At 39.5% G+C, this 22,806-nt stretch carries 22 protein-coding genes; 17 read left to right on the forward strand and 5 right to left on the reverse strand.

Going from position 1 to position 22,806, the window contains the following annotated elements; genetic code table 11:
* The first annotated feature begins 8 nt into the window (after positions 1-8).
* The 15 genes from LI074_RS13045 (at position 9) to LI074_RS13115 (ending at position 13,822) form a co-directional block, all read left to right on the forward strand.
* Positions 9-407 (forward strand): conjugal transfer protein, encoded by a 399-nt coding sequence (locus tag LI074_RS13045; protein ID WP_003061368.1) that lies wholly within the window; start codon positions 9-11, stop codon positions 405-407.
* Positions 385-2,835: an ATP-binding protein gene (locus LI074_RS13050; protein WP_003060327.1), complete on the forward strand. Its 2,451-nt coding sequence runs from the start codon at positions 385-387 to the stop codon at positions 2,833-2,835. Before LI074_RS13045 ends, LI074_RS13050 begins: the two co-directional genes overlap by 23 nt.
* Positions 2,835-5,045: a CD3337/EF1877 family mobilome membrane protein gene (locus tag LI074_RS13055; protein WP_003060083.1), complete on the forward strand. Its 2,211-nt coding sequence runs from the start codon at positions 2,835-2,837 to the stop codon at positions 5,043-5,045. The genes LI074_RS13050 and LI074_RS13055 overlap by 1 nt, the downstream gene beginning before the upstream one ends.
* Positions 5,042-6,049, forward strand: coding sequence for a bifunctional lytic transglycosylase/C40 family peptidase (locus tag LI074_RS13060; RefSeq protein ID WP_003059774.1), 1,008 nt, complete (start codon positions 5,042-5,044; stop codon positions 6,047-6,049). The genes LI074_RS13055 and LI074_RS13060 overlap by 4 nt, the downstream gene beginning before the upstream one ends.
* 16 nt (positions 6,050-6,065) lie before the next feature.
* Positions 6,066-6,977, forward strand: a complete 912-nt coding sequence (locus tag LI074_RS13065) for a conjugal transfer protein (protein WP_173698255.1) — start codon at positions 6,066-6,068, stop codon at positions 6,975-6,977.
* Between the two features lie 144 nt (positions 6,978-7,121).
* Entirely contained in the window at positions 7,122-7,436 is a 315-nt protein-coding gene (locus LI074_RS13070; RefSeq protein WP_009243022.1) for a DUF6442 family protein, read from the forward strand.
* Position 7,437: 1 nt separating this feature from the next.
* Positions 7,438-7,647 (forward strand): helix-turn-helix transcriptional regulator, encoded by a 210-nt coding sequence (locus LI074_RS13075; protein ID WP_005342572.1) that lies wholly within the window; start codon positions 7,438-7,440, stop codon positions 7,645-7,647.
* A gap of 14 nt (positions 7,648-7,661) precedes the next feature.
* Entirely contained in the window at positions 7,662-7,991 is a 330-nt protein-coding gene (locus tag LI074_RS13080; protein ID WP_005342570.1) for a DUF3784 domain-containing protein, read from the forward strand.
* Between the two features lie 15 nt (positions 7,992-8,006).
* Positions 8,007-8,237 carry a hypothetical protein gene (locus LI074_RS13085; protein WP_003060191.1) on the forward strand — a complete coding sequence of 77 codons (231 nt, stop codon included), beginning with the start codon at positions 8,007-8,009 and terminating at the stop codon, positions 8,235-8,237.
* A 166-nt stretch (positions 8,238-8,403) separates the two neighbouring features.
* Complete coding sequence (locus LI074_RS13090; RefSeq protein ID WP_003061398.1) at positions 8,404-9,174, forward strand: ABC transporter ATP-binding protein; 771 nt, start codon at positions 8,404-8,406, stop codon at positions 9,172-9,174.
* Positions 9,164-11,131 carry an ABC transporter permease gene (locus LI074_RS13095; protein ID WP_173698256.1) on the forward strand — a complete coding sequence of 656 codons (1,968 nt, stop codon included), beginning with the start codon at positions 9,164-9,166 and terminating at the stop codon, positions 11,129-11,131. The genes LI074_RS13090 and LI074_RS13095 overlap by 11 nt, the downstream gene beginning before the upstream one ends.
* A 58-nt stretch (positions 11,132-11,189) precedes the next feature.
* The gene (locus LI074_RS13100) at positions 11,190-11,849 is read left to right on the forward strand and encodes a response regulator transcription factor (RefSeq protein WP_015517518.1); all 660 of its coding nucleotides are present in this window, start codon (positions 11,190-11,192) and stop codon (positions 11,847-11,849) included.
* Positions 11,846-12,850 carry a sensor histidine kinase gene (locus LI074_RS13105; RefSeq protein WP_007286197.1) on the forward strand — a complete coding sequence of 335 codons (1,005 nt, stop codon included), beginning with the start codon at positions 11,846-11,848 and terminating at the stop codon, positions 12,848-12,850. Before LI074_RS13100 ends, LI074_RS13105 begins: the two co-directional genes overlap by 4 nt.
* 294 nt (positions 12,851-13,144) lie before the next feature.
* Positions 13,145-13,564, forward strand: coding sequence for an RNA polymerase sigma factor (locus LI074_RS13110; RefSeq protein ID WP_003061815.1), 420 nt, complete (start codon positions 13,145-13,147; stop codon positions 13,562-13,564).
* A gap of 3 nt (positions 13,565-13,567) precedes the next feature.
* A complete protein-coding gene (locus tag LI074_RS13115; protein WP_002322727.1) occupies positions 13,568-13,822 on the forward strand; it encodes a helix-turn-helix domain-containing protein in 255 nt (84 codons plus the stop codon).
* A gap of 227 nt (positions 13,823-14,049) precedes the next feature.
* Here LI074_RS13115 and LI074_RS13120 read toward each other — a convergent pair whose 3' ends face one another.
* Positions 14,050-15,288: an IS110 family transposase gene (locus LI074_RS13120; protein WP_118419932.1), complete on the reverse strand. Its 1,239-nt coding sequence runs from the start codon at positions 15,286-15,288 to the stop codon at positions 14,050-14,052.
* Positions 15,289-15,834: 546 nt separating this feature from the next.
* On the opposite strand from LI074_RS13120, the gene LI074_RS13125 reads away from it, so the two are divergent.
* Together LI074_RS13125 and LI074_RS13130 are read left to right on the forward strand one after the other, a co-directional pair.
* Positions 15,835-16,038, forward strand: a complete 204-nt coding sequence (locus LI074_RS13125; RefSeq protein ID WP_173698257.1) for an excisionase — start codon at positions 15,835-15,837, stop codon at positions 16,036-16,038.
* A gap of 77 nt (positions 16,039-16,115) precedes the next feature.
* A complete protein-coding gene (locus tag LI074_RS13130) occupies positions 16,116-17,306 on the forward strand; it encodes a site-specific integrase (protein ID WP_003062094.1) in 1,191 nt (396 codons plus the stop codon).
* Positions 17,307-17,589: 283 nt separating this feature from the next.
* On the opposite strand, the gene greA is transcribed toward LI074_RS13130, so the two are convergent.
* The 4 genes from greA to LI074_RS13150 all read right to left on the reverse strand — a co-directional run bounded on the left by greA (position 17,590) and on the right by LI074_RS13150 (position 22,701).
* Positions 17,590-18,090, reverse strand: a complete 501-nt coding sequence (gene greA, locus LI074_RS13135) for a transcription elongation factor GreA (RefSeq protein WP_008705914.1) — start codon at positions 18,088-18,090, stop codon at positions 17,590-17,592.
* A 15-nt stretch (positions 18,091-18,105) separates the two neighbouring features.
* Positions 18,106-20,811, reverse strand: coding sequence for a translation factor GTPase family protein (locus tag LI074_RS13140; protein ID WP_173698258.1), 2,706 nt, complete (start codon positions 20,809-20,811; stop codon positions 18,106-18,108).
* A 230-nt stretch (positions 20,812-21,041) separates the two neighbouring features.
* Positions 21,042-21,983: a hypothetical protein gene (locus LI074_RS13145; protein ID WP_008705918.1), complete on the reverse strand. Its 942-nt coding sequence runs from the start codon at positions 21,981-21,983 to the stop codon at positions 21,042-21,044.
* A 379-nt stretch (positions 21,984-22,362) separates the two neighbouring features.
* Positions 22,363-22,701, reverse strand: a complete 339-nt coding sequence (locus LI074_RS13150) for a CGGC domain-containing protein (RefSeq protein ID WP_118521761.1) — start codon at positions 22,699-22,701, stop codon at positions 22,363-22,365.
* Between the last annotated feature and the right edge of the window lie 105 nt (positions 22,702-22,806).

The following is a 22,806-nucleotide window of genomic DNA, read 5'->3' on the forward strand; positions in this document are numbered from 1 at the left end:
GAAAGAACTTGAAAAAGATTAAAAGCTACACGGGTATCTGGAACGTGGAAAAAGTCTTATATGCAATCAATGACTTTAACTTACCCTTTCCCGTTACTTTTACACAGATTACATGGTTTGTGATTACGGAATTTATCATCATTCTGTTTGGGGATATTCCCCCACTTTCCATGATTGAGGGAGCATTTCTCAAATACTTTGGTATTCCCGTTGCTCTCACTTGGTTCATGTCGCAGAAAACCTTTGACGGAAAGAAGCCGTACAGCTTTTTGAAATCACAGATAACCTATGCCCTGCGACCAAAAATCACTTATGCAGGAAAAGCCGTAAAACTGCATAAGCAGATATTGAATGAAACAATCACGGCAGTAAGGAGTGTGAACTATGTTCCCGATAAAATATATTGACAATAACCTTGTCTGGAACAAGGACAATGAGGTGTTCGCCTACTATGAGCTGATACCATACAACTATTCTTTTCTATCCGCAGAGCAGAAATTTATCGTGCATGACAGTTTCCGACAGCTTATCGCACAGTCCCGTGAGGGTAAAATTCATGCGTTGCAGATTGCCACAGAAAGCTCAATCCGCAGTATGCAGGAACAGTCAAAGAAGCTGGTAACTGGAAAATTAAAGGAAGTTGCCTGCCAGAAGATAGACGAACAGACCGAAGCGTTAGTATCTATGATTGGGGACAATCAAGTGGACTACCGCTTTTTTCTTGGCTTTAAGCTCATGGTTACGGAAGAACAGCTCAATCTGAAGAACATCAAAAAATCGGTGTGGCTGACGTTCACGGAATTTCTCCATGAAGTGAACCACACGCTGATGAATGATTTTGTTTCCATGCCGAATGATGAAATCAACCGTTACATAAAAATGGAAAAGTTACTGGAAAATAAAATCTCCCGTCGCTTTAAGGTGCGTCGCTTGGAAATCCATGATTTTGGGTATCTCATGGAACATCTTTACGGCAGGGACGGTATCGCTTATGAAGATTATGAGTACCAGCTACCAAAGAAAAAATTGAACAAAGAGACGCTGATAAAATACTACGACCTTATCCGTCCGACAAGGTGTGTGATTGAGGAAAGCCAGCGGTATTTACGATTGGAACATGAGGACAAGGAAAGCTATGTGTCCTATTTTACCGTCAATGCGATTGTAGGAGAGCTTGATTTTCCGTCGTCTGAAATCTTCTATTTCCAGCAACAGCAATTCACATTCCCCGTTGATACGAGCATGAATGTAGAAATCGTGGAAAATCGGAAAGCATTAACGACCGTCCGCAACAAGAAAAAGGAACTGAAAGACCTTGATAATCACGCCTATCAAGCAGGAAGTGAAACCAGCTCAAATGTGGTGGACGCTTTAGACAGCGTGGACGAGCTGGAAACTGATTTAGACCAGACAAAAGAAAGTATGTATAAGTTAAGCTACGTCATACGGGTGTCTGCACCCGATCTTGACGAGCTGAAACGCCGTTGTGATGAAGTCAAGGACTTTTACGACGACCTCAATGTAAAGCTGGTGCGTCCTGCTGGGGATATGCTGGGGCTTCATTCTGAATTTTTACCAGCCAGCAAGCGATATATCAATGACTATGTGCAGTATGTAAAATCAGATTTTTTAGCTGGGCTTGGCTTTGGTGCGACACAGCAGTTAGGAGAAACTACGGGTATCTATATGGGCTATTCTGTTGATACGGGAAGAAATGTGTACCTGCAACCGTCCCTTGCCAGTCAAGGTGTAAAAGGTACAGTTACCAACGCTTTAGCGTCTGCTTTTGTCGGTTCGCTTGGCGGTGGGAAATCGTTCTGTAACAATCTTCTGGTATATTATGCGGTGCTGTTTGGCGGTCAAGCACTTCTGTTAGACCCTAAAAGTGAGCGTGGTAACTGGAAAGAAACGCTCCCAGAGATTGCACATGAAATCAATATCGTAAATCTTACCAGCGATAAGGACAATGCAGGGCTTCTTGACCCGTTTGTGATTATGAAGAATGTAAAAGACGCTGAAAGTCTGGCAATCGACATCTTAACATTCCTTACGGGTATTTCTTCAAGGGACGGCGAAAAATTCCCCGTACTTCGTAAGGCAGTACGCTCCGTTACCCAGAGCGACAGTCGGGGCTTGCTCCATGTGATAGACGAGCTACGCCGTGAAGATACGCCCATATCAAGAAATATCGCAGACCATATCGACAGCTTCACGGACTACGACTTTGCACACCTGCTGTTTTCAGACGGTACGGTAGAAAATGCTATCAGTCTGGATAATCAGCTCAATATCATTCAAGTAGCCGACCTTGTACTGCCAGATAAAGATACCACTTTTGAAGAATACACGACCATTGAATTGTTGTCTGTGTCTATGCTGATTGTGATTAGTACCTTTGCCCTTGATTTTATCCATTCGGACAGAAGCATTTTTAAGATTGTCGATTTAGACGAAGCGTGGGCGTTCTTAAATGTGGCACAAGGAGAAACCTTATCAAATAAGCTGGTTCGTGCTGGGCGAGCTATGCAGGCAGGCGTTTATTTCGTTACCCAGTCTGCCTATGACGTGTCAAAGGAAAGTCTGAAAAACAATATCGGCTTAAAGTTTGCATTTAGAAGCACGGATATAAACGAGATAAAGCAGACCTTAGAGTTTTTCGGTATCGACAAGGACGATGAGAACAACCAGAAACGCTTGCGTGATTTGGAGAACGGACAATGCTTATTGCAGGACTTATACGGGCGTGTCGGTGTGGTGCAGATACACCCAGTCTTTGAAGAACTGCTACACGCCTTTGATACCAGACCGCCCGTACAGAGAAATGAGGTGGAGTGATGAAAGAAAGGATAAAAGGTGTGTTCACAAAAAAGAAGATTTTCCACTTTCTCAAAATGGCTCTGTTCGTGGTGGCACTCTCCCTTATCCTGCTTTCACTTTTGGGGACGGTGGCTCATGCGACGGGGCTTGTAGACGATACCATAAACGCAGAAAATCTTTATTCAAAATATCCCCTTTCCAACTACCAGCTTGATTTTTTCGTCGATAATAGCTGGTCGTGGCTTCCGTGGAACTGGCTCGACGGTATCGGAAAATCGGTACAATACGGGCTGTACTGCATTACCAACTTTGTCTGGACTATCAGTTTGTATTTGAGTAATGCAACGGGCTATGTGGTGCAGGAAGCCTATAAGCTGGACTTCATCAATGATATGGCAGACAGTATCGGAAAGAGCATACAGACCCTTGCAGGCGTTACCGAGAACGGCTTTTCTTCTACGGGCTTCTATGTTGGTTTCCTGCTTCTCATTATCTTAGTGGTGGGAATGTACGTTGCTTATACGGGACTGATAAAACGGGAAACCAGCAAAGCACTTCACGCTGTTATCAACTTTGTGGTGGTGTTCGTGCTGTCCGCTTCATTTATTGCTTATGCTCCCGACTATATCAAGAAGATAAATGAATTTTCATCAGACATCAGTACCGCTTCTTTGGATTTGGGAACAAAAATCATGCTCCCTAACTCCGACAGCGAGGGTAAGGACAGCGTGGACTTGATACGGGACAGCCTATTTTCTATTCAAGTGGAACAGCCGTGGCTCTTGCTTCAATTCGGGAACAGCAACGCAGAAGAAATCGGGACAGACCGTGTAGAAGCTCTCGTATCGGCAAGTCCAGAGGACGAGGACGGGAAAACCAGAGAGGAAGTCGTGAAAACAGAAATCGAGGACAACGACAATAACAATCTGACAATACCGCAGGTCGTGAACCGTTTGGGTATGGTGTTCTTCCTCTTGTTCTTTAACTTGGGTATCACGATATTTGTATTCTTGCTTACGGGCATGATGTTGTTCAGCCAGATACTTTTTATTATCTTTGCAATGTTTTTACCTATCAGTTTTTTACTTTCCATGATACCGAGCTATGAAAGCATGGCAAAGCAGGCAATCGTGAGAGTATTTAATACCATAATGACACGGGCAGGAATAACGCTCATTGTAACGGTGGCATTTAGTATTTCCAGTATGTTTTACAACATTTCCACAGACTACCCATTCTTTATGGTGGCGTTCTTGCAGATAGTATGTTTCGCTGGTATCTACATGAAGCTGGGCGACTTAATGAGTATGTTCTCACTTAATGCTGGCGACAGTCAAAGCATGGGACGACGCATATTCCGCAGACCGTATCTGTTTATGCGACATCGGGCTAGGCGTATGGAACACCGTATTGCAAGGGCGGTAAGTGCTGGCGGTATTTCGGGCGGTGTAGCTGGTGCGGTGGCTGGAAGTGCCGTTGCTGGCAAGAGAGCCGAAAGAAAAAATACGGCTTCTAAAGAAAATCGGGGCAATACCACTTCCAGCATGGGACAGCGTGCAGGTTCAAAAGTCGGTGCTGTTTTAGATACGAAAAATAAAGTGAAAGACAAGGCAAACGCTGTCAAAGAGAATATCAAGGATATGCCGACACAGACCGCTTATGCGGTGTATTCCGCAAAGGAAAAGGCAAAGTCCAGCGTGTCCGACTTCAAGCGTGGCATGGTGCAGGAACAGCAGTCCAGACAGACGGGACGCTTGGAAAAGCAGGAACAGCGTAAGAAAAATATCGCTGACAAACGTATGGAGCTTCAAAAGGCACAAGAAGCAAGGCAGGTACAGCGAAAGGCTGACGGATCAGCGACAACGGGAGCTACCCGTCCCCATGAGCGACCAGTCACAGCTTCAACCATTCCAAAGCCGAGTGTTGAAAAAATGCAGGAAGTCAAACGCCCAGCCACAGCTCCAACTCCGAAAGCAAGTGAGCCAGTCAAGACAAATGTTATCAAAGAGCGTCCGTTATCTTCTGGTGCTTCTGATAAGAAAGCACCCCAGCCTACACAGACAGTACATAGGCAGAATGTAGAAAAAGTGGTATCGCAGGAAACACGCCAGAATGACACCAAAGACCGCAGGATAAAGGTTCAGCAGACCCAGAGCGTCCAGAAGAACCAGCAGACCATAGAGAAAACCCGTAACCTTGTAACGAAGAAAGGACAGAAGAAAAAATGAAACTGAAACATATCGCTATCATTGGCAGTCTGTTTCCTATCCTCTTTTCTCTGGTGCTTTTCTTTGGCGTCCTCATTAGTGCGGACAGCGACGACGAGAACAGCAATTTTTCTTCTGGCATTACGGGTATGAACCTATCCGCAGAAGTCTTGAAACATCAGCCTATGGTAGAAAAATACGCCAGAGAAAACGGTATCTCCGAGTATGTCAATGTGTTACTTGCTATCATTCAAGTAGAAAGTGGCGGTACGGCAGAAGATGTTATGCAGAGTTCGGAAAGTCTTGGTTTACCGCCTAATTCCTTAGATACGGAAAGCTCAATCAAGCAGGGGTGTAAGTATTTTGCGTCCCTGCTTTCTTCCTGCAAAAATCAAGGTATCGACGACTTGAATGTAGCGATACAGTCTTATAACTATGGCGGTGGCTATGTGGGATATGTGGCAGGAAAAGGAAAAAAACACACTTTTAATCTTGCAGAGAGCTTCGCCCGTGAGAAATCGGGTGGAAAGAAAGTAACCTACACCAACCCGATAGCCGTTGCTAAGAATGGGGGCTGGCGGTATGGCTATGGAAATATGTTCTATGTGGAAGTAGTCAATCAGTATTTAGCAGTTCCGCAGGTATCGGGAGAACTGGCACAAAAGGTAATGAATGAAGCGTTGAAATATCAAGGCTGGAAGTATGTGTATGGTGGCAGTAACCCGAATACTTCCTTTGATTGTTCGGGATTGACGCAATGGTGCTATGGAAAAGCTGGTATCTCCTTACCGAGAACAGCACAAGCACAGTATGACGCAACCCAACATCTGCCACTCTCGCAGGCAAAAGCAGGCGATTTGGTGTTTTTCCATTCCACCTATAACGCTGGTTCGTATGTAACACACGTCGGTATTCTTGTTTCGCCGACACAGATGTACCACGCAGGCGACCCGATAGGATATGCAGACCTAAGTAGTAGTTACTGGCAACAGCACTTAATCGGTGCAGGACGAGTAAAACAATAGAAAGGACTTGAAAAATATGTTTAAGAAGAATAAGAAACAGACAGAAACTATCAAAGAACCAAAAGAAAAAAAGGTGCGTACTGTCAAGGTAGGCACACATAAGAAAACCGTGATTGCGTTGTGGGTGGTGCTTGTCGCAAGCGTGAGCTTTGGGGTGTATAAGAATTTTACGGCTATCGACCAGCACACCACCCATGAAAAAGAAATCATTGAACTTTGCTTGCAGGACACCAACGGGATAGAAAATTTCGTGAAAAACTTTGCGAAGTCCTATTACACATGGGATAACAGCAAAGAAGCTATCGAAGCAAGGACGCAGGCAATCAGCGGTTATCTGACAAAGGAATTGCAGGACTTGAATATAGATACCATTAGAACCGATATACCGACCAGCTCCACAGTTACAGATGTGATTGTATGGAGTATTGAACAGTCGGGAACGGACACTTTTTCTGCTACCTACGAAGTAGATCAGCAGATAAAAGAGGGAGAACAGACAACAGCGGTCAAGGCAACCTATACGGTAAAAGTCCATGTGGACGCTGACGGGGATATGGTAATTGTTCAGAACCCTACCCTTGCACCAGCAATCGAAAAATCAGACTATGAGCCTAAGACACCAGAAGCAGACACAAGCGTAGACGCTGATACTGTCAATGACGCTACCGCTTTTCTGGAAACATTCTTTAAGCTCTATCCAACAGCCACAGAAAAAGAACTTGCCTATTATGTATCTGGAAATGTGATTGAACCTATCGGCAGGGACTACCTTTATTCTGAACTGGTAAACCCTATCTTTATAAAGGACGGCGACAATGTGAAAGTCAAGGTTGCGGTAAAATTCATTGATAATCAGACAAAAGCGACGCAGGTATCGCAGTATGAGCTTGTGCTACATAAGGATAGTAACTGGAAGATTGTAGGATAAATGATATAGCGTGCATTTCCTATCAGATTTGCACGCTTTTACAAAACGACAAGAAAACTGTGCAAAAATATTGACTTGTAATGACCGAATGCTATAATATAAATGACAAGTGTACTTGGTATTATTTGAAGGGAGCGTTATATAATGGATAAAGAAAAAATACTATCACAAAACAAAAAAGAGAATCTATATCTTGATGAATACGAAAAACATATTAAACTTCAAGGGAAATCTTTTGGCTTAATGTTTGTTTTATTTATCTGCATTTTAATTCTTCTCATTAAAGCAGTTTGTAAAGAACCCTACTATGACATAATGACAATTATTGGGTCTGTGGCATTTGGCTCTATGGGTTATGAAGCACATATTTCAAAAAATAAATCCAAATTTGTTATTGCTTTATTCTTTCTTCTATTTATGGGGTATTACTTTTATAAATTTTTAATGATAGGTTTATAGAATGGACGAACATTTAATTTTGCGAAACAGATTAAAAACTGTACGAAAAGAAAAAAAATTATCACAAACAGAATTAGCTGAACTAGTCGGGGTTTCTCGGAATACAATTAGTTCTATTGAAACTGGACAATTCAATCCAACAGCAAAATTGGCATTAGTGCTTTGTATAGCTTTAGATAAAAAATTTGAAGAATTATTTTATTTTGATTAAAGGAGAGAACGATTATGGAATTAGAGGAATTGATTGTTGAAATAGTTATAGGATTGTTTTTACTTTTTATATCTTATCAAATAGGAATAAAAGAGAATATTACTTTATTACATGGTTATCATTATACACAACTTGACCCTAAAGATAAAAAGGTGTTTACAAAAAAAATAGGAATAGGCACTTTACTGGTTAGTATTGGTATTCTTGTTATGCCGATTATCAATTTAATCTCTCATTCTGAATTAGGCTATTACATAGGTCTTATTTTGATTTTTGCAGGAGTGTTTTATATCATATTCATCATTGTAAAATACAACGGAAAACTTATTAGCTTTAAAAAGTAGAATTGAGGTATGAATATGATAGGACTGAACAAAAGAGATATAAAAAAGGCATTGAAAGCTGGTGCAAAAGCTGGCGGTGTATCATTGGCTGATGTTCGGGCGGATATTGAAGCTACGATTGATGAAGCTATGAATAGCACCGACCCAGAGGTGCAGGCAAATTTCAAAAAGTATTTTGGGAATAAACGCCCTACACCAGAAGAATATATTTATATCATTACGAAAAAGACAAAGGCAAAATTATAATAAAAGGGTCGTGGAAATGCTTCACAAAATTGTGATCTGCATTATCACGGCTCTTTTACTCTCTGTTTACTTTCAAAACTGTAAGTGTAATTGAATACTGCCCTTGCTATAATTTAATTGTATTCCAAAACAAATAAATGTGGCAGGAAGAAAGGAGCGATTTTTAATGGAACACATTTTAAATTTAGAGCAAGTAAAAAAATACTACGGGGGTAACTCTGGAAATATCACAAAGGCAGTAGACGGTATTTCTATGTATGTAGATAAGGGCGAATTTGTCGCAATCATGGGAGCTAGTGGTTCTGGAAAGACTACCCTATTAAACTGTATCTCTACGATTGATACTGTAACCAGCGGACACATTACAGTCAATAATCAAGATATTACCAAAATCAAGGATAAAGATTTTGCTGATTTCAGACGTGAAAATTTAGGGTTCATTTTTCAAGATTTCAACCTTTTAGATACTTTAACGATTGGAGAAAACATTTCTTTATCATTGGTTATCAACAAACAGAACCCTACTGATATTGAGAAAAGAGTTCATGCTATCGCCGATAAATTGGGTATTCGTGATATTTTATCGAAATTTCCTTATGAAGTTTCTGGCGGACAAAAACAGCGTTGTGCTTGTGCTAGAGCCTTAATCAATGAACCGAAACTGATTTTAGCTGATGAACCGACGGGAGCTTTGGACTCAAAAGCTTCCAGATTATTACTGGAAACAATGTCTGAAATCAACAAGAAAATGCAGGCTACTATTTTAATGGTAACACATGACCCGTTTAGTGCGTCTTTCTGTGAACGTATTTTGTTCTTGAAAGACGGTAAAATATTCAATGAAATTTTCAGAGGGGAAAAAAGCAGAAAAGATTTCTTCAATGAAATACTGGATATATTAACCTTGCTCGGAGGTGAAGTGGGAAATGTTAGGTAAGTTAGCGTATAGAAATACAAAAAGAAATATTAAAGATTATTTGATTTATCTGATAACCGTTACTGCATCCTTTTCTCTTATATTTGCTTTTAATTTGGTGGCAAATTCTGATGAAATTGTAAAGTTATGTTCCAGTATGGATGCATTTAAGAGTTCATTGTTCGCTGTAAATATTCTTATTATTTTTGTGATATGCTTTTTGATCAACTATACAACGAAATTTATGTTTGAAAAAAGAAGTAAAGAATTAGGAACATATATGCTTCTTGGCATTAAGAAAAAAGAAATTGCCCACTTAGTTGTAATTGAAAATATACTGTTGGGAATTTTAGCATTTGTATTAGCTATTCCTATTGGCTTTTTATTCAGCCAGTTTGTGTCGTTAGTAATTGTAAACTTACTGGGTATTCCAAAAACTCTCTTTATTTCTTTGAATTTCGTTTCTATTGGACTATTGATAATTTATTTTTTAACTATTTATGTTTTGGTTTTGCTTAATCTATTAAGAAGAATAAGTAAAATGACGATACGTGATTTTCTTTATTTTGACAAACAAAATGAAAAGAAAATGTTCCGTGACAGTAAAAAAAGAAATGTCATTTTTGTTTTAAGTATTATTCTTGGTGCGATTTCTCTTTTTCTCTGGAATTCACGTTGTACTATGGATAATTTTAATAAGCAAGAAACACTTACTTATTTGATGGTAAGCGTAATCATGTTGATTATCAGCATTTATGGTATATCTACAACTTGTGCAGATATGTTCTTGACTGTTTTGTTAAAGAATAAAAAAATGAAATATCAAAATGATAATCTGTTTGTAGCAAGAACATTTGCTTCTAAAGCAAGAACAATGAGCTTCACATTTGGTACATTGTCTATGTTGATTTTAACTTCACTGCTGGCTCTGAATTATTCTAGTATCAACAAAGCTTCGTATGATATCAGCGTGAATTTAAATGCACCATATGATGTACAACTCTTTGATGATAAGCAGGTATTTGATGAATATATTCGAGTAATTGAAGAAGAATATACGATTGTTAATACCATTGAGTACAACATTTATAAAGAGCCGAATCATCAGGTACAAAATTTCTTCCAATCAGAATATTATGATTTTGACCCAGTCTTGAAGTTAAGTGATTATAATAGGTTACTGGAATTAAGAAAGATGCCGTTGCTTTCTTTAAATGATAACGAATACTATATAGTTACAAATAGCAAGTTTGCATATAAGGTTGAAGATAACAAAGATATTGAAACCATAACAGTAGCAAATAAAAATTTGAAATTAAAAGGATATGACACTAAGTCTTATTGGAACTCTATAACTAATACTGGCAGATTTGTTGTTGTACTTCCAGATAAATATGTTCAAGGACTTGAAGTATCAGAAAATCATTTGATTATAGATACAAAAGAAGATACAGACGCAGAATTAGAAAATAAGATAAAAGAAGATATGCAACATCAATTAGTAAAGGTTGATGAAAATGGAGAAATAAATGATGAGTCGTATAGAGTAAACGTAAGAGGTGCAGAAATAGAACAACAAAAAGCAATGGTTGCAATAGTAGCCAGTCTGTTTATGTACATTGCATTTATTTTGATTTCCGCAGTAGGAACAATTTTGGCAGTTCAATCATTGAGCGACTCTACTAAATACAAATATCGCTACTTGACCTTGCGAAGATTAGGAATAAATGATAAGTCGCTATTTAAGACAATCAGAAAACAATTATTGATATTATTTTGTGTCCCTGCAATATCAGCAATATTATGTTCTTTTGTGATGATGTCGTCATTGAATAATGTGTATCAACAAATTTTGGGAGATAAACACCTTTATCTAATGTACTTTGGCTTGAATTTAATTATCTTCTTCCTAATTTATAGTATTTACTGGATAGCAACGTATATCGGTTTCAAACGAAATATCAATGAGGAGAGTTAGATTTTTCTAGCTCTCCTGCTGTGAAATTATTATAATGGTAAATCAAGGGGGTGTTGAAATGAGAATAGCAATTATCGAAGATGATGAAATCACTCGTTTGGAGCTTTCTAAATTATTGAACACACAAGGATATGAAACAGTTTTATTGATTGACTTTGGAAACCTGACAGATGAATTAAAGCAATATTCCATAGAACTGGTTCTGCTTGATATTAACCTGCCGTATGAGAATGGCTATGAAGTATGCAGGAAAATAAAACAAGTCATGCCAGTACCGATTATCTTTGTAACAAGCAGAGATACAAATGCTGACGAATTGAAAAGTATTCAAGTGGGTGGGATTGACTTCATCACAAAGCCGTATGACACGCTTATTCTTCTTGAGAAGATCAAGCGTGCATTGCAGTTATCAAACCCGAATAATTTCCGTGAGCTTGTTAAAAAAGATTGTACCCTTGATTTACATTTATCTATTTTGAAGTATCAAGAGAAAAGCATTGAATTGACAAGAAATGAATTTCGTATTTTATACTACTTCTTTATGAACGAAGATAAAGTTATCAGTAAGGAAGAACTATTGGAAAAGCTGTGGAACGACAAATATTATTTAGACGAAAATGTATTACTGGTTAATATGACCCGTCTAAAAAAGAAAATGAAAGAAATCGGTATTGTTCATTTATTGGAAAATATACGAGGAAAGGGTTGGAAACTGTGAGCTTTTTTACATTCTTAGAAGAAAAAATAACAGAGATATTGTTTCAGCTTTTCTTTCTTGCCTTAGTAGCATTTCTCTTGATTTTCTACGGTGTAGATACGCTATTTGTTGTATTGCTGGTAATTCTGTTCATCAGCATACAAGGGCTTTTTCAATGGTGTTTGTATCGGAAGAAACGTAAGGCTTCGCAACATATTATTGATTTAGTAGACGGACTGGAAGAAACCTACTATATTGCAGATGTTTTACCAAAGCCAAAAGAATTTCAAAATGAAGCCTATTACTACGCACTAAAAAAAGCCTGCAAATCTATGAATGATGAAATCGGTAAAATCACAGAGGAAAAGCAGGATTATCAAGAATATGTGGAAAGTTTCGCCCATGAAATTAAAATACCGATAGGAGCATTGTCTTTGACGTTCGATAATACGAAAAATTACACGTTAAAAAAAGAAACAGACAAGATATTTCAGTTGGTGGAACAAATGCTCTACTATGCAAGGAGTGAAAATACGGAAAAGGACTATTTTGTAAAACAGTTGCAGTTAGACGAAGTGATACATAATGTCATTCTGAAATTTCGTCATTCACTTATGGAAAGGAAAGTAATTATCAATATCCATGACATAGAGAATGTTGTATATACTGATGAAAAATGGCTGACATTCATTCTATCTCAAATCGTGCAAAATGCGATTAAGTATTTTGACAAGCAGGAAAACAAACTGACGATATACAGTCAAGACAACGGAACAAATATACTGCTTGTAATTGAAGATAATGGCTGTGGAATAAAAACGTCTGATTTATCCCGTGTATTTGAAAAAGGCTTTACTGGTTCTAACAGAAACAAGGCAAATGCAACAGGTATGGGACTGTATCTATCTAAAAAATTATGCGATAGGTTGGGATTGAAATTGGATATTGCTTCTACGGAAAAAGAATATACAAGACTGACAATTATATTTCCAAAAGGAACAGTTCATAATTTTTCAGAGTAATTTGAAAAACCATGCCAACATTGATACGGTGCTTTAAGGGGGCTTGCGTTATGGAAAGCTTTAAGTACAATTATTTGCAATCAAATCCCACCTAATAGCACACTATTAAAAATTGAATATGTTTTAGCTTTAAAGGCTCGTACAGACTATATGTTTTGTGCGGGCTTTTTTCATACCCGAAAAAATTTAAAAAATTTTTCAAAAGAGGTCATTAAATCACACCTAGCTGTCCTTATATGGTGCGGAAAGAGGGATAAACACTTTTCAAATCATAAAGGAAAGGAGGTGAGATTGATGAAACCGTCTGACTTCCAGAAAACAGTTCAATGTCGTTTTGAAAGTTGTTTAAAGAAAGTTGTCCGTAGTGTCGTGAAAGATTATTACAAGGAATTAAACCGTCGTAAGAATAAAGAAATATCTTTCAGCGAATTGCCAGATGTCCTTGTTGATAAAATGGCTGTTTGGGACGACTACGAAACAGATTATACAATCTTTTCAGTATGTGGCATTGATATTCGTGTCCTTGATGATGAATTGGCAGAAGCCTTGAAGAAACTTCCAGAAAGAAAACGCAATACTCTGTTGATGTATTACTTCTTGGAAATGACAGAAAGTGAAATTGCCAACTTGCAGAAAATCACGCAAAGCGGTGTATTTAGAAACCGACATCACGCTTTGGAAACTATGAAAAAAATACTCAAGGAGGAACATTAGAAAATGAAACAGTTATTTAAGAAACCGTCTTATTACTTGATTTCATCAGCTATGGACGGAAACGAAAAAGCGATTGAAAAATTACTGGCATTTTATGACCCTTACATATCAAAGTGCTGTTTGCGTTCACTTTATGATGAATACGGCAATGTTTATATCGTTGTAGATATGGAATTAAAAGGACGTATCAGAGAAGCACTTATCAAAATGATTTTAGGTTTTGATATTGAAGATATGGACTTAGAACCAGAAGAATAAGCAGTTTTTAGCGGAGCATGATTTAATATCCCCCTCTTTCCTGCTCTGCCACCTGCTTTTATATGAAAGCAACACGCTTTCACCACAGCTCTTTGCTACGAAAATAAAACTCGTAGCCAAAAACTGAACCTTGACAACAAATGTTTTCAACAATTATGAAAGCATCACTATAAAGCAGTCACAGTATTGGCTGCCTGTAGTGAGAGATTGATCGTATTTAAGAAAGGCTAGCTTTGAGCTTCCACATGATAACCATGTTTTTCCAATTCCCGTATATAACGAGAAAGCTGTTTTTGTTCACAGTGCTTACGTCTTGTTTCAAAACAGGATTCGTCAAATAGAGTTCCTTGTTTTAACATTGTGTAGATGATGACAAGAAGTTTTCGGGCAAGTGCGACAATCGCTTTTTTGGCTCCTTTTTTCTGTTTGATTCTCCAGTACCATGCCGAAAGATAAGTGTTGCGTTTCCCTGCAATCACCCAGGCAATTTCGCAGAGCATACTTTTTATGTAAGGATTGCCTTTTGTGACAGAGGTGCTTTTTCGTTTTCCAGCACTTTCGTTATTACCTGGGCACAAACCGGCCCATGAGCAGATGTGTTCCGCAGTTTTAAACGGCTTCATATCAATACCGATTTCAGCAATAATTGCACAGGAAGCAGTTGTGCTTATTCCATAGATGCTATTCAACTGCTCAACCTGCAGGGTAAATGGAGCCATATCTTCCTCGAGACTCGTTTCAATTTCAGCAAGATGTTTCTTTAAAGAATCGTAATGAGTCATGAGAATCCTTAAAAATGCCTTTTGGTGTTCTGACAGTGTTCCGTTCACGGACATGAGAATTTCATCAATACGGTTTCTGGTCTTGGTTTTGAGACAAGAATCTAAAGCAGTTTTATCAATCTGCCCATGTTCAATTAAATGCAGAATGATGTTTCTACCCGAAGCGCCAAAAATATCAGAAATAAAGGATGATAGACGGAAGCCGGAACTTTGTAAAAATTTCTCAATCCTGTTCTTCTGTGATGTAATATCGCGGATGACACTCTTACGGTAACGATTTAGATCGCGGAATTCCCGAATTCTTTTTTCGGGAATAAAACTTCCGTTCAGAAGTCCGGCGCGAAGCAAGGTGGAAATCCATTCGGAATCCCGCATATCGGTCTTTTTGCCAGGAACATTTTTCATATGGCGTGCATTTACAACAAGCAGGGTAATGTCACCATAGAAAGCATCCTCCAGTATTTCATAAATCGGCATCCAATAGATACCGGTGCTTTCCATAGCTACATGATGGCAGTTTTTAGAAACGATCCAATTCCGTAATGCTATCATATCCGGAATCAATGTAGAAAACTCACGGATTTCAGAACGGGTTGGCTTGCCCAGAGGACCAGTCAGGATACATGCAACAATTTTTTCTTTGTGGACATCCAGTCCACAGGAAATTTCCAGAAGGTCTTTCATACAGAACAACTCCTTTACTATAGAATTGGCAGGAGATTTGCCCGAGATAATACGGACTTTGCTACTCGTGCTATTCATAAAAGGTGCGACAATATGCTGTGCTCAAGGGCAAATCATTTACGTTGACAAACGGGGTGCAAATCCTCCAAGGTGCAATCAAACTTAATCCTGCCTAAGACTATTGTAAGGCAAAAAGAGAAGTGAAAAAAGTAGTGGAGTCAGTATCCTATTTTCATTATAGGCTGAGATAAGCTTTCATGATTCGTTGACAACTGAATAAAGCAGACAGATACGTTTGTGAGATGGCGAGCCACGGGGACTGTACGCCACGACCTTTTCAAAAGAAAGCGAGCGACCCACGCAGTGATCCGAGAGCGACTGTTGGAAAAGTTGTTTTGCCACGACCTATCCTCACAGAATAATGATACGTCCGCATGGTGCGGTTCTGCCCACAAGAATGGGAATAGTTGAGATACTAATGGAGCTTTCCAAAGCCGTCTGCCTGCTTGTAAAAAACGACACACAGTAAAGGGGGGTGCATAGATTATGAACAATACTGATGTGCCTATTTGGGAAAAATATACGCTGACGGTTGAAGAAGCGTCCAAATACTTCCGCATTGGCGAAAAGAAATTGCGTAAATTAGCCGAAGAAAATCTTGACGTTGGCTGGGTTATCGTGAACGGCAACCGTATTCAGATTAAGCGAAAACAATTTGAAAAAATCATAGATACATTGGACGAAATCTAATGTCATTGAGCCGTAGATATGGTATAATAAATATAGCGTATCACGGCTCGTTCCATGACGGAAAGGAGCTTTACACTATGTCTAATGTAAAACGAAAAGACAGTAAAAATCGCAATTTGCGTAATGGAGAGAGCCAGCGAAAAGACGGAAGATACGTTTATAAATATACCGATATATACGGAAAGCCACAATTTATCTATTCTTGGAAACTTGTACCGACAGACAAGACACCTGCTGGAAAGCGTGATGATATATCGTTGAGGGAAAAAGAAACACAGATTAAAAAAGACCTTAACGACGGTATCGATACAGCAGGCGGTAAAATGACAGTCTGCCAGCTCTACGACAAGAAGAACAGCCAAAGAAAGAACATCAAGAGGGCTACTGAAAAAGGACGACAGTATCTTATGAACGCTCTGAAAAATGACCCATTGGGTATGAGGGCGATTGATACTGTTAAGCAGTCGGACGCTAAAGAATGGGCTATCAGAATGAGCGAAAAAGGATACGCCTATAAAACGATTGATAACTACAAGCGTTCCTTGAAAGCGTCATTTTACATGGCGATACAAGACGACTGTATCAGAAAGAACCCGTTTGAATTTAAGCTAAGTGATGTTCTGGAAGATGATACGGAGCAGAAAGTTATCCTTACACCAGAGCAGGAAGAACGCCTGCTTGCCTTTATGGAAAAGGATAAGATTTACAGCAAGTATTATGATGAGGTTGTGCTTCTGCTGGAAACGGGACTTCGTATTTCTGAATTTTGCGGACTAACGACGCATATTGATATGCAGAACAGAATACTCAATATAGACCACCAGTTATTGAAAGACAGCGAAATCGGCTACTATATTGAAACGCCAAAGACCAAAAACGGAAAACGAGAACTTCCATTGACAGAACGGGCTTATCAAGCAATCCAAAGAATACTAAAGAACAGAGGAAAGGCACAACCGTTGATTGTAGGTGGTTATAGCAATTTCCTATTCTTGAACCGTGAGGGCTTACCTAAAGTTGCAGGAAACTATGAGGGCATGGTGCGAGGACTAATTAAGAAGTATAACAAGTATCACACGGACAAGTTACCGAACATCACACCACATTCATTCCGACATACTTACTGTACGAATATGGCAAACAGAGGAATGAACCCAAACACCCTGCAATATCTTATGGGACACGCTAACATAACCATGACACTTGGCTATTATGCACACGGTACATTTCAATCTGCAAAAGCAGAACTGGAAAGACTGGCTTGTTAATATCGGAGCTTATATTTACTACTCATTTACTACTTTTGGTTGCATTTTCATGCTGGTAAATGCCAGCTTATGCAAGGTATCTTCCAAAAAGAAAATACCGATAAAGCCCTAAAATACGGGATATATCGGCATTTACCAACTTATGAAAAGATAATCAGAAATTTAGTAAGTTTTTGATATAAAAATAAAAAGAACCATTGCCGGAGATATGACACTAACCGGTGTTCATCTCTTACAATAGTTCTTTTATCAATCCGGATCCTGTATTTCGACAGTATTATTATCAGAATCCGCGGATTTCTTCATCCTCGGAACCAGTCTTATCAATAGAACGGATTTCCAGGAAGTAACTGTAGTTATCATTTACCTTTACTTCCACTCTGTCTCCAACCTTATGACCTTTTAATGCCATACCAATGGGAGATTCAATGCTGATACGGTTTTCCATGGAGTTTCCTCTGATGGAAGTTACCAACTTATATTTCTCAATCTCATCGTCTTCCTCGAAATATACCTCTACAATATCATCCATTCCAACTTCATCGTCTTTGGAATCATCAGAAACAATGGTTGCTGTTTTCAGCATATTCTCAAGGTAGCGGATGCGGCTTTCATTCTGGTTTTTGTGCTTCTTTGCCGCATAATACTCAAAGTTCTCACTCAGATCCCCCTGGGCTCTTGCTTCTTTTACAGCTTCGATTGCCTCTTTTCGTACAACCAGCTTGCGATGGTCAATCTCCTGCTGGATTTTCTCAACATCCTTCTGTGTAAGCTTTTCTTTCATGACTGCATCTCCCTTTTACTGTTTTCCAAGTCGTTTCTCTTTCATATATTGTGCCATTTCATCAGAAATATTGTCGATCAGATAATTTTTACTGCTCTGACGTTTCTCATGCCATTGCTGGCGGATCTGATTTTCTGTAGCTTTTATTTCGTCCCGAAGACCTCTGGCAGACATACGGTGGGCACCCTGTCCCATGATGATGATCTGCTCCAGTCCATCGGATGTTGCTACCGTTACCTGATTTTCCCGGCCAATCTTATGAACCGTTTTCTCAATGTACTGATCCGCTGTCTCAGCTTCTTTGGTGTAAACTACATGAATGTTATGATAGGTGATCACTTCCTCTGCATGGCCCTCTATCTTGTAAGCATCAAATACAAGAATTAACGTACATTTCTTAAAGCCCTGATAGTTGCTCAGAATATCCATCAGTTTTGTCTGAGCTGCATGGAGGTTTGCATCTGCCAGCTCTTTTAAATCTTCCCAGGCATAGATGATGTTATAGCCATCTACAAGGAGATATTCTTTTTCTTTCTTCTTAGCAGAAAAACTGTTGCGGTAATAGCTGCCGCTGTCAGATTTTGCAGAAAATGTTCTCTTAAACTGTGGTTCTTTGTAACGCTTGACCGGTCCGAATGTGCGCTCGAAAATGGCTTTCAGCTCTTCTTCATCCTCATAGCTTCCTACGCCGGCATTCCTGGGTGGACGATAACCTGAATCTGTCTGATTGTTACTGTTCCTGTTTCCTGCTATACTTTCTTCACTATCCGGTATGGCATTCCCCAGTTCAGACTCGTCAATCCCTTCTAAGTGCATATAATCCTCTACTTCATACCATGGCACCACAAATCCAGCTCCATGAGCACAGAATACAGAACCCGTGGGATTGTCCAGGTCACGTTCGGAATCATATCCAATCTCCTCTACAATTTCATCCTGATTCTGACATGGGGCATAGCCCTTCAATGAACAGAATAATCTGCCCCGTCCCTTTGTATAGGAGGTTACCTGTGTCTGATAATCTCGCATCATTGATACAGGTGCACTCCCCTTCAATATCATCATATCATCCTCATCCGCTTCCGGCTGCTGGAAGGTTCCATTCATTTTCTGAATGTCAGTCATAGCACGCCCTATCATATCCCCCGGAATCTCAAGTCTGAACTCATAATATGGCTCAAGCAGGACACTCTTTGCTTTCTTTAATCCCTGACGCACAGCCCTGTACGTCGCCTGCCGGAAATCGCCGCCCTCTGTATGTTTCAGATGAGCTCGCCCTGTGATCAGTGTAATCTGCATATCCGTAATCGGAGAACCGGTCAGTACTCCCGGGTGCTCCCGTTCTTCCAGATGAGTCAGAATCAGACGCTGCCAGTTACGGTCCAGCACATCCTCACTGCATGCAGTAAAAAACTGCAGACCGCTTCCCGGTTCTCCGGGTTCCAGAAGCAAGTGTACTTCTGCATAATGACGCAGCGGTTCAAAATGGCCTACACCTTCTACCGGCTCTGCGATTGTTTCTTTATATACGATATTTCCTGTGCCAAACTCTACTGCTACATGGAAACGCTCCCAGATCAGATGCTTTAATATCTCGATCTGAACCTCACCCATCAGCATGGCATGGATTTCTCCAAGCTGTTCGTTCCATACAATGTGAAGTTCCGGTTCCTCCTCTTCCAACTCTTTGAGTTTCTTAAGCATCTGGTGAACATCACAGTCCTCAGGAAGCAGAATTCTGTAATTTAATACAGGTTCCAGAACCGGCATTTCGGATTCCCGTTCAATCCCAAAGCCCTGTCCCGGATGTGTCTGGGAAAGACCGGTTACTGCACAGATGGTTCCTGCAGGAGCCTCCTTTGCAAGCTCAAATTTCGCACCGGAATAGATACGGATCTGATCTGCCTTCTCTGTATCTGTGAGAAGTTCCTTCACCTTCAATGTTCCACCTGTGATTTTCATATAGCTTAAACGATTGCCCTGATCGTCTCTGGCAATCTTGAATACTTTTGCGCCAAACTCGGATGGATATTCTGGTGTCTCACAGTATTTTTCCAAACCATGGAGGAATTCTTCTACACCTGTCATTTTCAGCGCAGAGCCAAAGAAACATGGGAAAAGTTTTCGCTCTTTGATTACTTTTCGGATATCTGATGTTGATATTTCCTCTGTTTCCAGGTATTTTTCAAGCAGTTCCTCATCGCAGACAGAAACATCTTCCAGAAACTGAGACTGCAGATCTGATTTTTCCCAGGTGAAATCAACGCAATTATCACTTAATCGCTTCTTTAATTCTGCCAAAAGTTTCTCTTTATCAGTTCCGTCCTGATCCATTTTATTGATAAACAGGAACGTCGGGATCTGGTATCTTGCCAGAAGTCTCCATAAGGTCATGGTATGTCCCTGCACACCATCCGCTCCATTGATTACAAGGATGGCATAATCCAGAACCTGCAGTGTTCTCTCCATCTCCGCTGAGAAATCCACATGCCCCGGCGTATCCAGAAGAGTTATCCCCCTGTTTCCCAGTTCAAACTCCGCCTGCTTGGAAAAAATCGTAATTCCTCGTTCCCGTTCCAGGTTATAGGTGTCCAGATAAGCATCCTTATGATCCACCCGCCCCAGCTTACGAATCTTTCCAGTCAAATACAAAATCCCTTCCGACAACGTAGTCTTACCGGCATCTACGTGCGCAAGGATACCTACAACAAGTTTCTCCATAGTATATTTAAAAGCTCCTTTTTCTTTATGAATTGATATATAAGTATTGGCTTAAATAAAATTAATCGTTTGTATCAATTAAAGAACTATTTTAACATAAGAATCTATATAATTCCAATATGGTTCTACTTTAATAAGTGATCCGGCATTGAACGCATTGAGCGCAGTATTCTTTACATTCCAATATGGTTCTACTTTAATCGATAACACCATAGCTTTCTTTATATGTCTTACTCCACCTTTATATCCATTTTTTCATTTACCCATCCTCTGATAGTTTCTTCACTTTCGCAAAGAATCCTGGCTACCTTTTCAATTGAATCTCCCTCTTTAAAAAGGGAATTTGCAATTTTACGTTTTTCCTCTTCTCGTCCAATCTTTATCCCATCATTTTTTCCAGCTTCGTACTCAGCTTTCCTGAGTTTCCTTTTTTCCTCTTCCTCATTGTATTCAAATATACTCATAGCAACTACCTCCGCTCGATTCTTTTGCAGAAATTCTTTGAGAATTCCCTCCTGAATGCTTTCGCTCACTGCACGTTCTACTGCCGTATTCAGTTCCATTTCATTAGAATATCTGCGTACTTTATCAACATACTGAGCATATTCTCTTAGCGTCCGGCATTCTTCCATTAGTTTTTTATTATGCCCTACATTGATATTTAATGTGATGACCTTTAGTTCAAGATTTGGTTCTCCTGACATATTTTCATACGATTCTGACAGATAATCTACCCACCTATCTTCTTTTTTCTCTGTTCCATTATAAAATACGATAAAATTCGGTGTGGGTATTCTCAGTCTTGTTGAGGTATACAAGGACTTCCAATCCACCATTTTCTGATATTCGCTGGAAATGTAGAATAAGTCTCTCAAAGGCATGTTCGGGTTATACGTAGACTGATGTTCATACAGAAACAGATTCGTATTTATAATAAACGCCAGATCATTCTTCATTCCCATATAGATTGCGTTCTCAAGTGTCACAATCTCTAATTGAGCAGCATCTGTATAAGAAGTTTCATTGATTGCATTATACAGCGACAACAGATTCTTTCTGTCTGAAAACAGCATACGGAAGACTGTATCTTTGTACTTACGGTTTGCAGTTGCTGTGTTGCCTTTCAATCGGTTTCTTTTCACAATAATTTTTTTGTTCTTTCTTTTTGCCATTGGCAATACCTCCTGTTTTCCGCAGGAGTCAAAGAACATTTTGTGCTATTCTTATCACTTCTCAGCTCCTGCTTTTCATAATTAACTGGAATTAAAAGCATGGATTTCTGAATTGAGATTAGAATAATCAGACGGCAAAAATGCCTTGAAATATAAGAGAAATATGCTTTATACTTATGTTAGCATTACTTACTCTTATTTTCAAGGCATTTTATATTCTTTTTATTTTATAAATTATATGGGAGTTACTGTTCACACACCACTATTCTGCGAGGTGTTTTGGCATGAATATGCCAAAATTCCATTGCCGCAGGCAATCTGGAATGAATTTTGGCTACGTTACTGTGAACGGAGTGAACAGTAACGTATGGAAACTTTTTTATTCCTTATGTGTCCCTCTGACTACTTTGATTCCACGTTCTTCTATCATATTGCAGATCTGTGTCATCCTTGGACATTCATGCTTTCCATCCGGGAGACGACAGACACCTACGTGGATGGTACTGATTTTTTCACTGACCAGTCTGTCTATCTTTTCCAGGATTCCTTTGTCTTCTATGGGTTCTATCGGGTTGACGCCTTTGCATTCGTTACAGGTCATCATTGCTGCCAGACAGGTATCTTCCGGATAATCCTGAAAGAAATCGGTTCTGTTCTGAAATGCTGCCAGGCATCCAACTCTGGCGCATACATTATTAGAATGAATACACGGTGACATGCTCTCGCCACTTAAATCTTACAGATTTTGAAGTGGGAGCTTCCTGCTCAATTGCCCTTCAGGGCAAAGCTAAAACAGGCTATCCCCGCGTGTCCCGCGGTTCTT

Source organism: Blautia sp. MSK18_10 (assembly GCF_020553185.1).
Lineage (GTDB): Bacteria > Bacillota > Clostridia > Lachnospirales > Lachnospiraceae > Blautia_A > Blautia_A wexlerae.

Bases quoted from the DNA above. Each gene is read 5' to 3' on its own strand.
- LI074_RS13050 (WP_003060327.1), top strand. From the start codon at position 385: ATGTTCCCGATAAAATATATTGACAATAACCTTGTCTGGAACAAGGAC.
- LI074_RS13055 (WP_003060083.1), top strand. From the start codon at position 2,835: ATGAAAGAAAGGATAAAAGGTGTGTTCACAAAAAAGAAGATTTTCCAC.
- LI074_RS13060 (WP_003059774.1), top strand. From the start codon at position 5,042: ATGAAACTGAAACATATCGCTATCATTGGCAGTCTGTTTCCTATCCTC.
- LI074_RS13065 (WP_173698255.1), top strand. From the start codon at position 6,066: ATGTTTAAGAAGAATAAGAAACAGACAGAAACTATCAAAGAACCAAAA.
- LI074_RS13070 (WP_009243022.1), top strand. From the start codon at position 7,122: ATGGATAAAGAAAAAATACTATCACAAAACAAAAAAGAGAATCTATAT.
- LI074_RS13075 (WP_005342572.1), top strand. From the start codon at position 7,438: ATGGACGAACATTTAATTTTGCGAAACAGATTAAAAACTGTACGAAAA.
- LI074_RS13080 (WP_005342570.1), top strand. From the start codon at position 7,662: ATGGAATTAGAGGAATTGATTGTTGAAATAGTTATAGGATTGTTTTTA.
- LI074_RS13085 (WP_003060191.1), top strand. From the start codon at position 8,007: ATGATAGGACTGAACAAAAGAGATATAAAAAAGGCATTGAAAGCTGGT.
- LI074_RS13090 (WP_003061398.1), top strand. From the start codon at position 8,404: ATGGAACACATTTTAAATTTAGAGCAAGTAAAAAAATACTACGGGGGT.
- LI074_RS13095 (WP_173698256.1), top strand. From the start codon at position 9,164: ATGTTAGGTAAGTTAGCGTATAGAAATACAAAAAGAAATATTAAAGAT.
- LI074_RS13100 (WP_015517518.1), top strand. From the start codon at position 11,190: ATGAGAATAGCAATTATCGAAGATGATGAAATCACTCGTTTGGAGCTT.
- LI074_RS13110 (WP_003061815.1), top strand. From the start codon at position 13,145: ATGAAACCGTCTGACTTCCAGAAAACAGTTCAATGTCGTTTTGAAAGT.
- LI074_RS13115 (WP_002322727.1), top strand. From the start codon at position 13,568: ATGAAACAGTTATTTAAGAAACCGTCTTATTACTTGATTTCATCAGCT.
- LI074_RS13120 (WP_118419932.1), bottom strand. From the start codon at position 15,288: ATGAAAGACCTTCTGGAAATTTCCTGTGGACTGGATGTCCACAAAGAA.
- LI074_RS13125 (WP_173698257.1), top strand. From the start codon at position 15,835: ATGAACAATACTGATGTGCCTATTTGGGAAAAATATACGCTGACGGTT.
- LI074_RS13130 (WP_003062094.1), top strand. From the start codon at position 16,116: ATGTCTAATGTAAAACGAAAAGACAGTAAAAATCGCAATTTGCGTAAT.
- greA (WP_008705914.1), bottom strand. From the start codon at position 18,090: ATGAAAGAAAAGCTTACACAGAAGGATGTTGAGAAAATCCAGCAGGAG.
- LI074_RS13140 (WP_173698258.1), bottom strand. From the start codon at position 20,811: ATGGAGAAACTTGTTGTAGGTATCCTTGCGCACGTAGATGCCGGTAAG.
- LI074_RS13145 (WP_008705918.1), bottom strand. From the start codon at position 21,983: ATGGCAAAAAGAAAGAACAAAAAAATTATTGTGAAAAGAAACCGATTG.
- LI074_RS13150 (WP_118521761.1), bottom strand. From the start codon at position 22,701: ATGTCACCGTGTATTCATTCTAATAATGTATGCGCCAGAGTTGGATGC.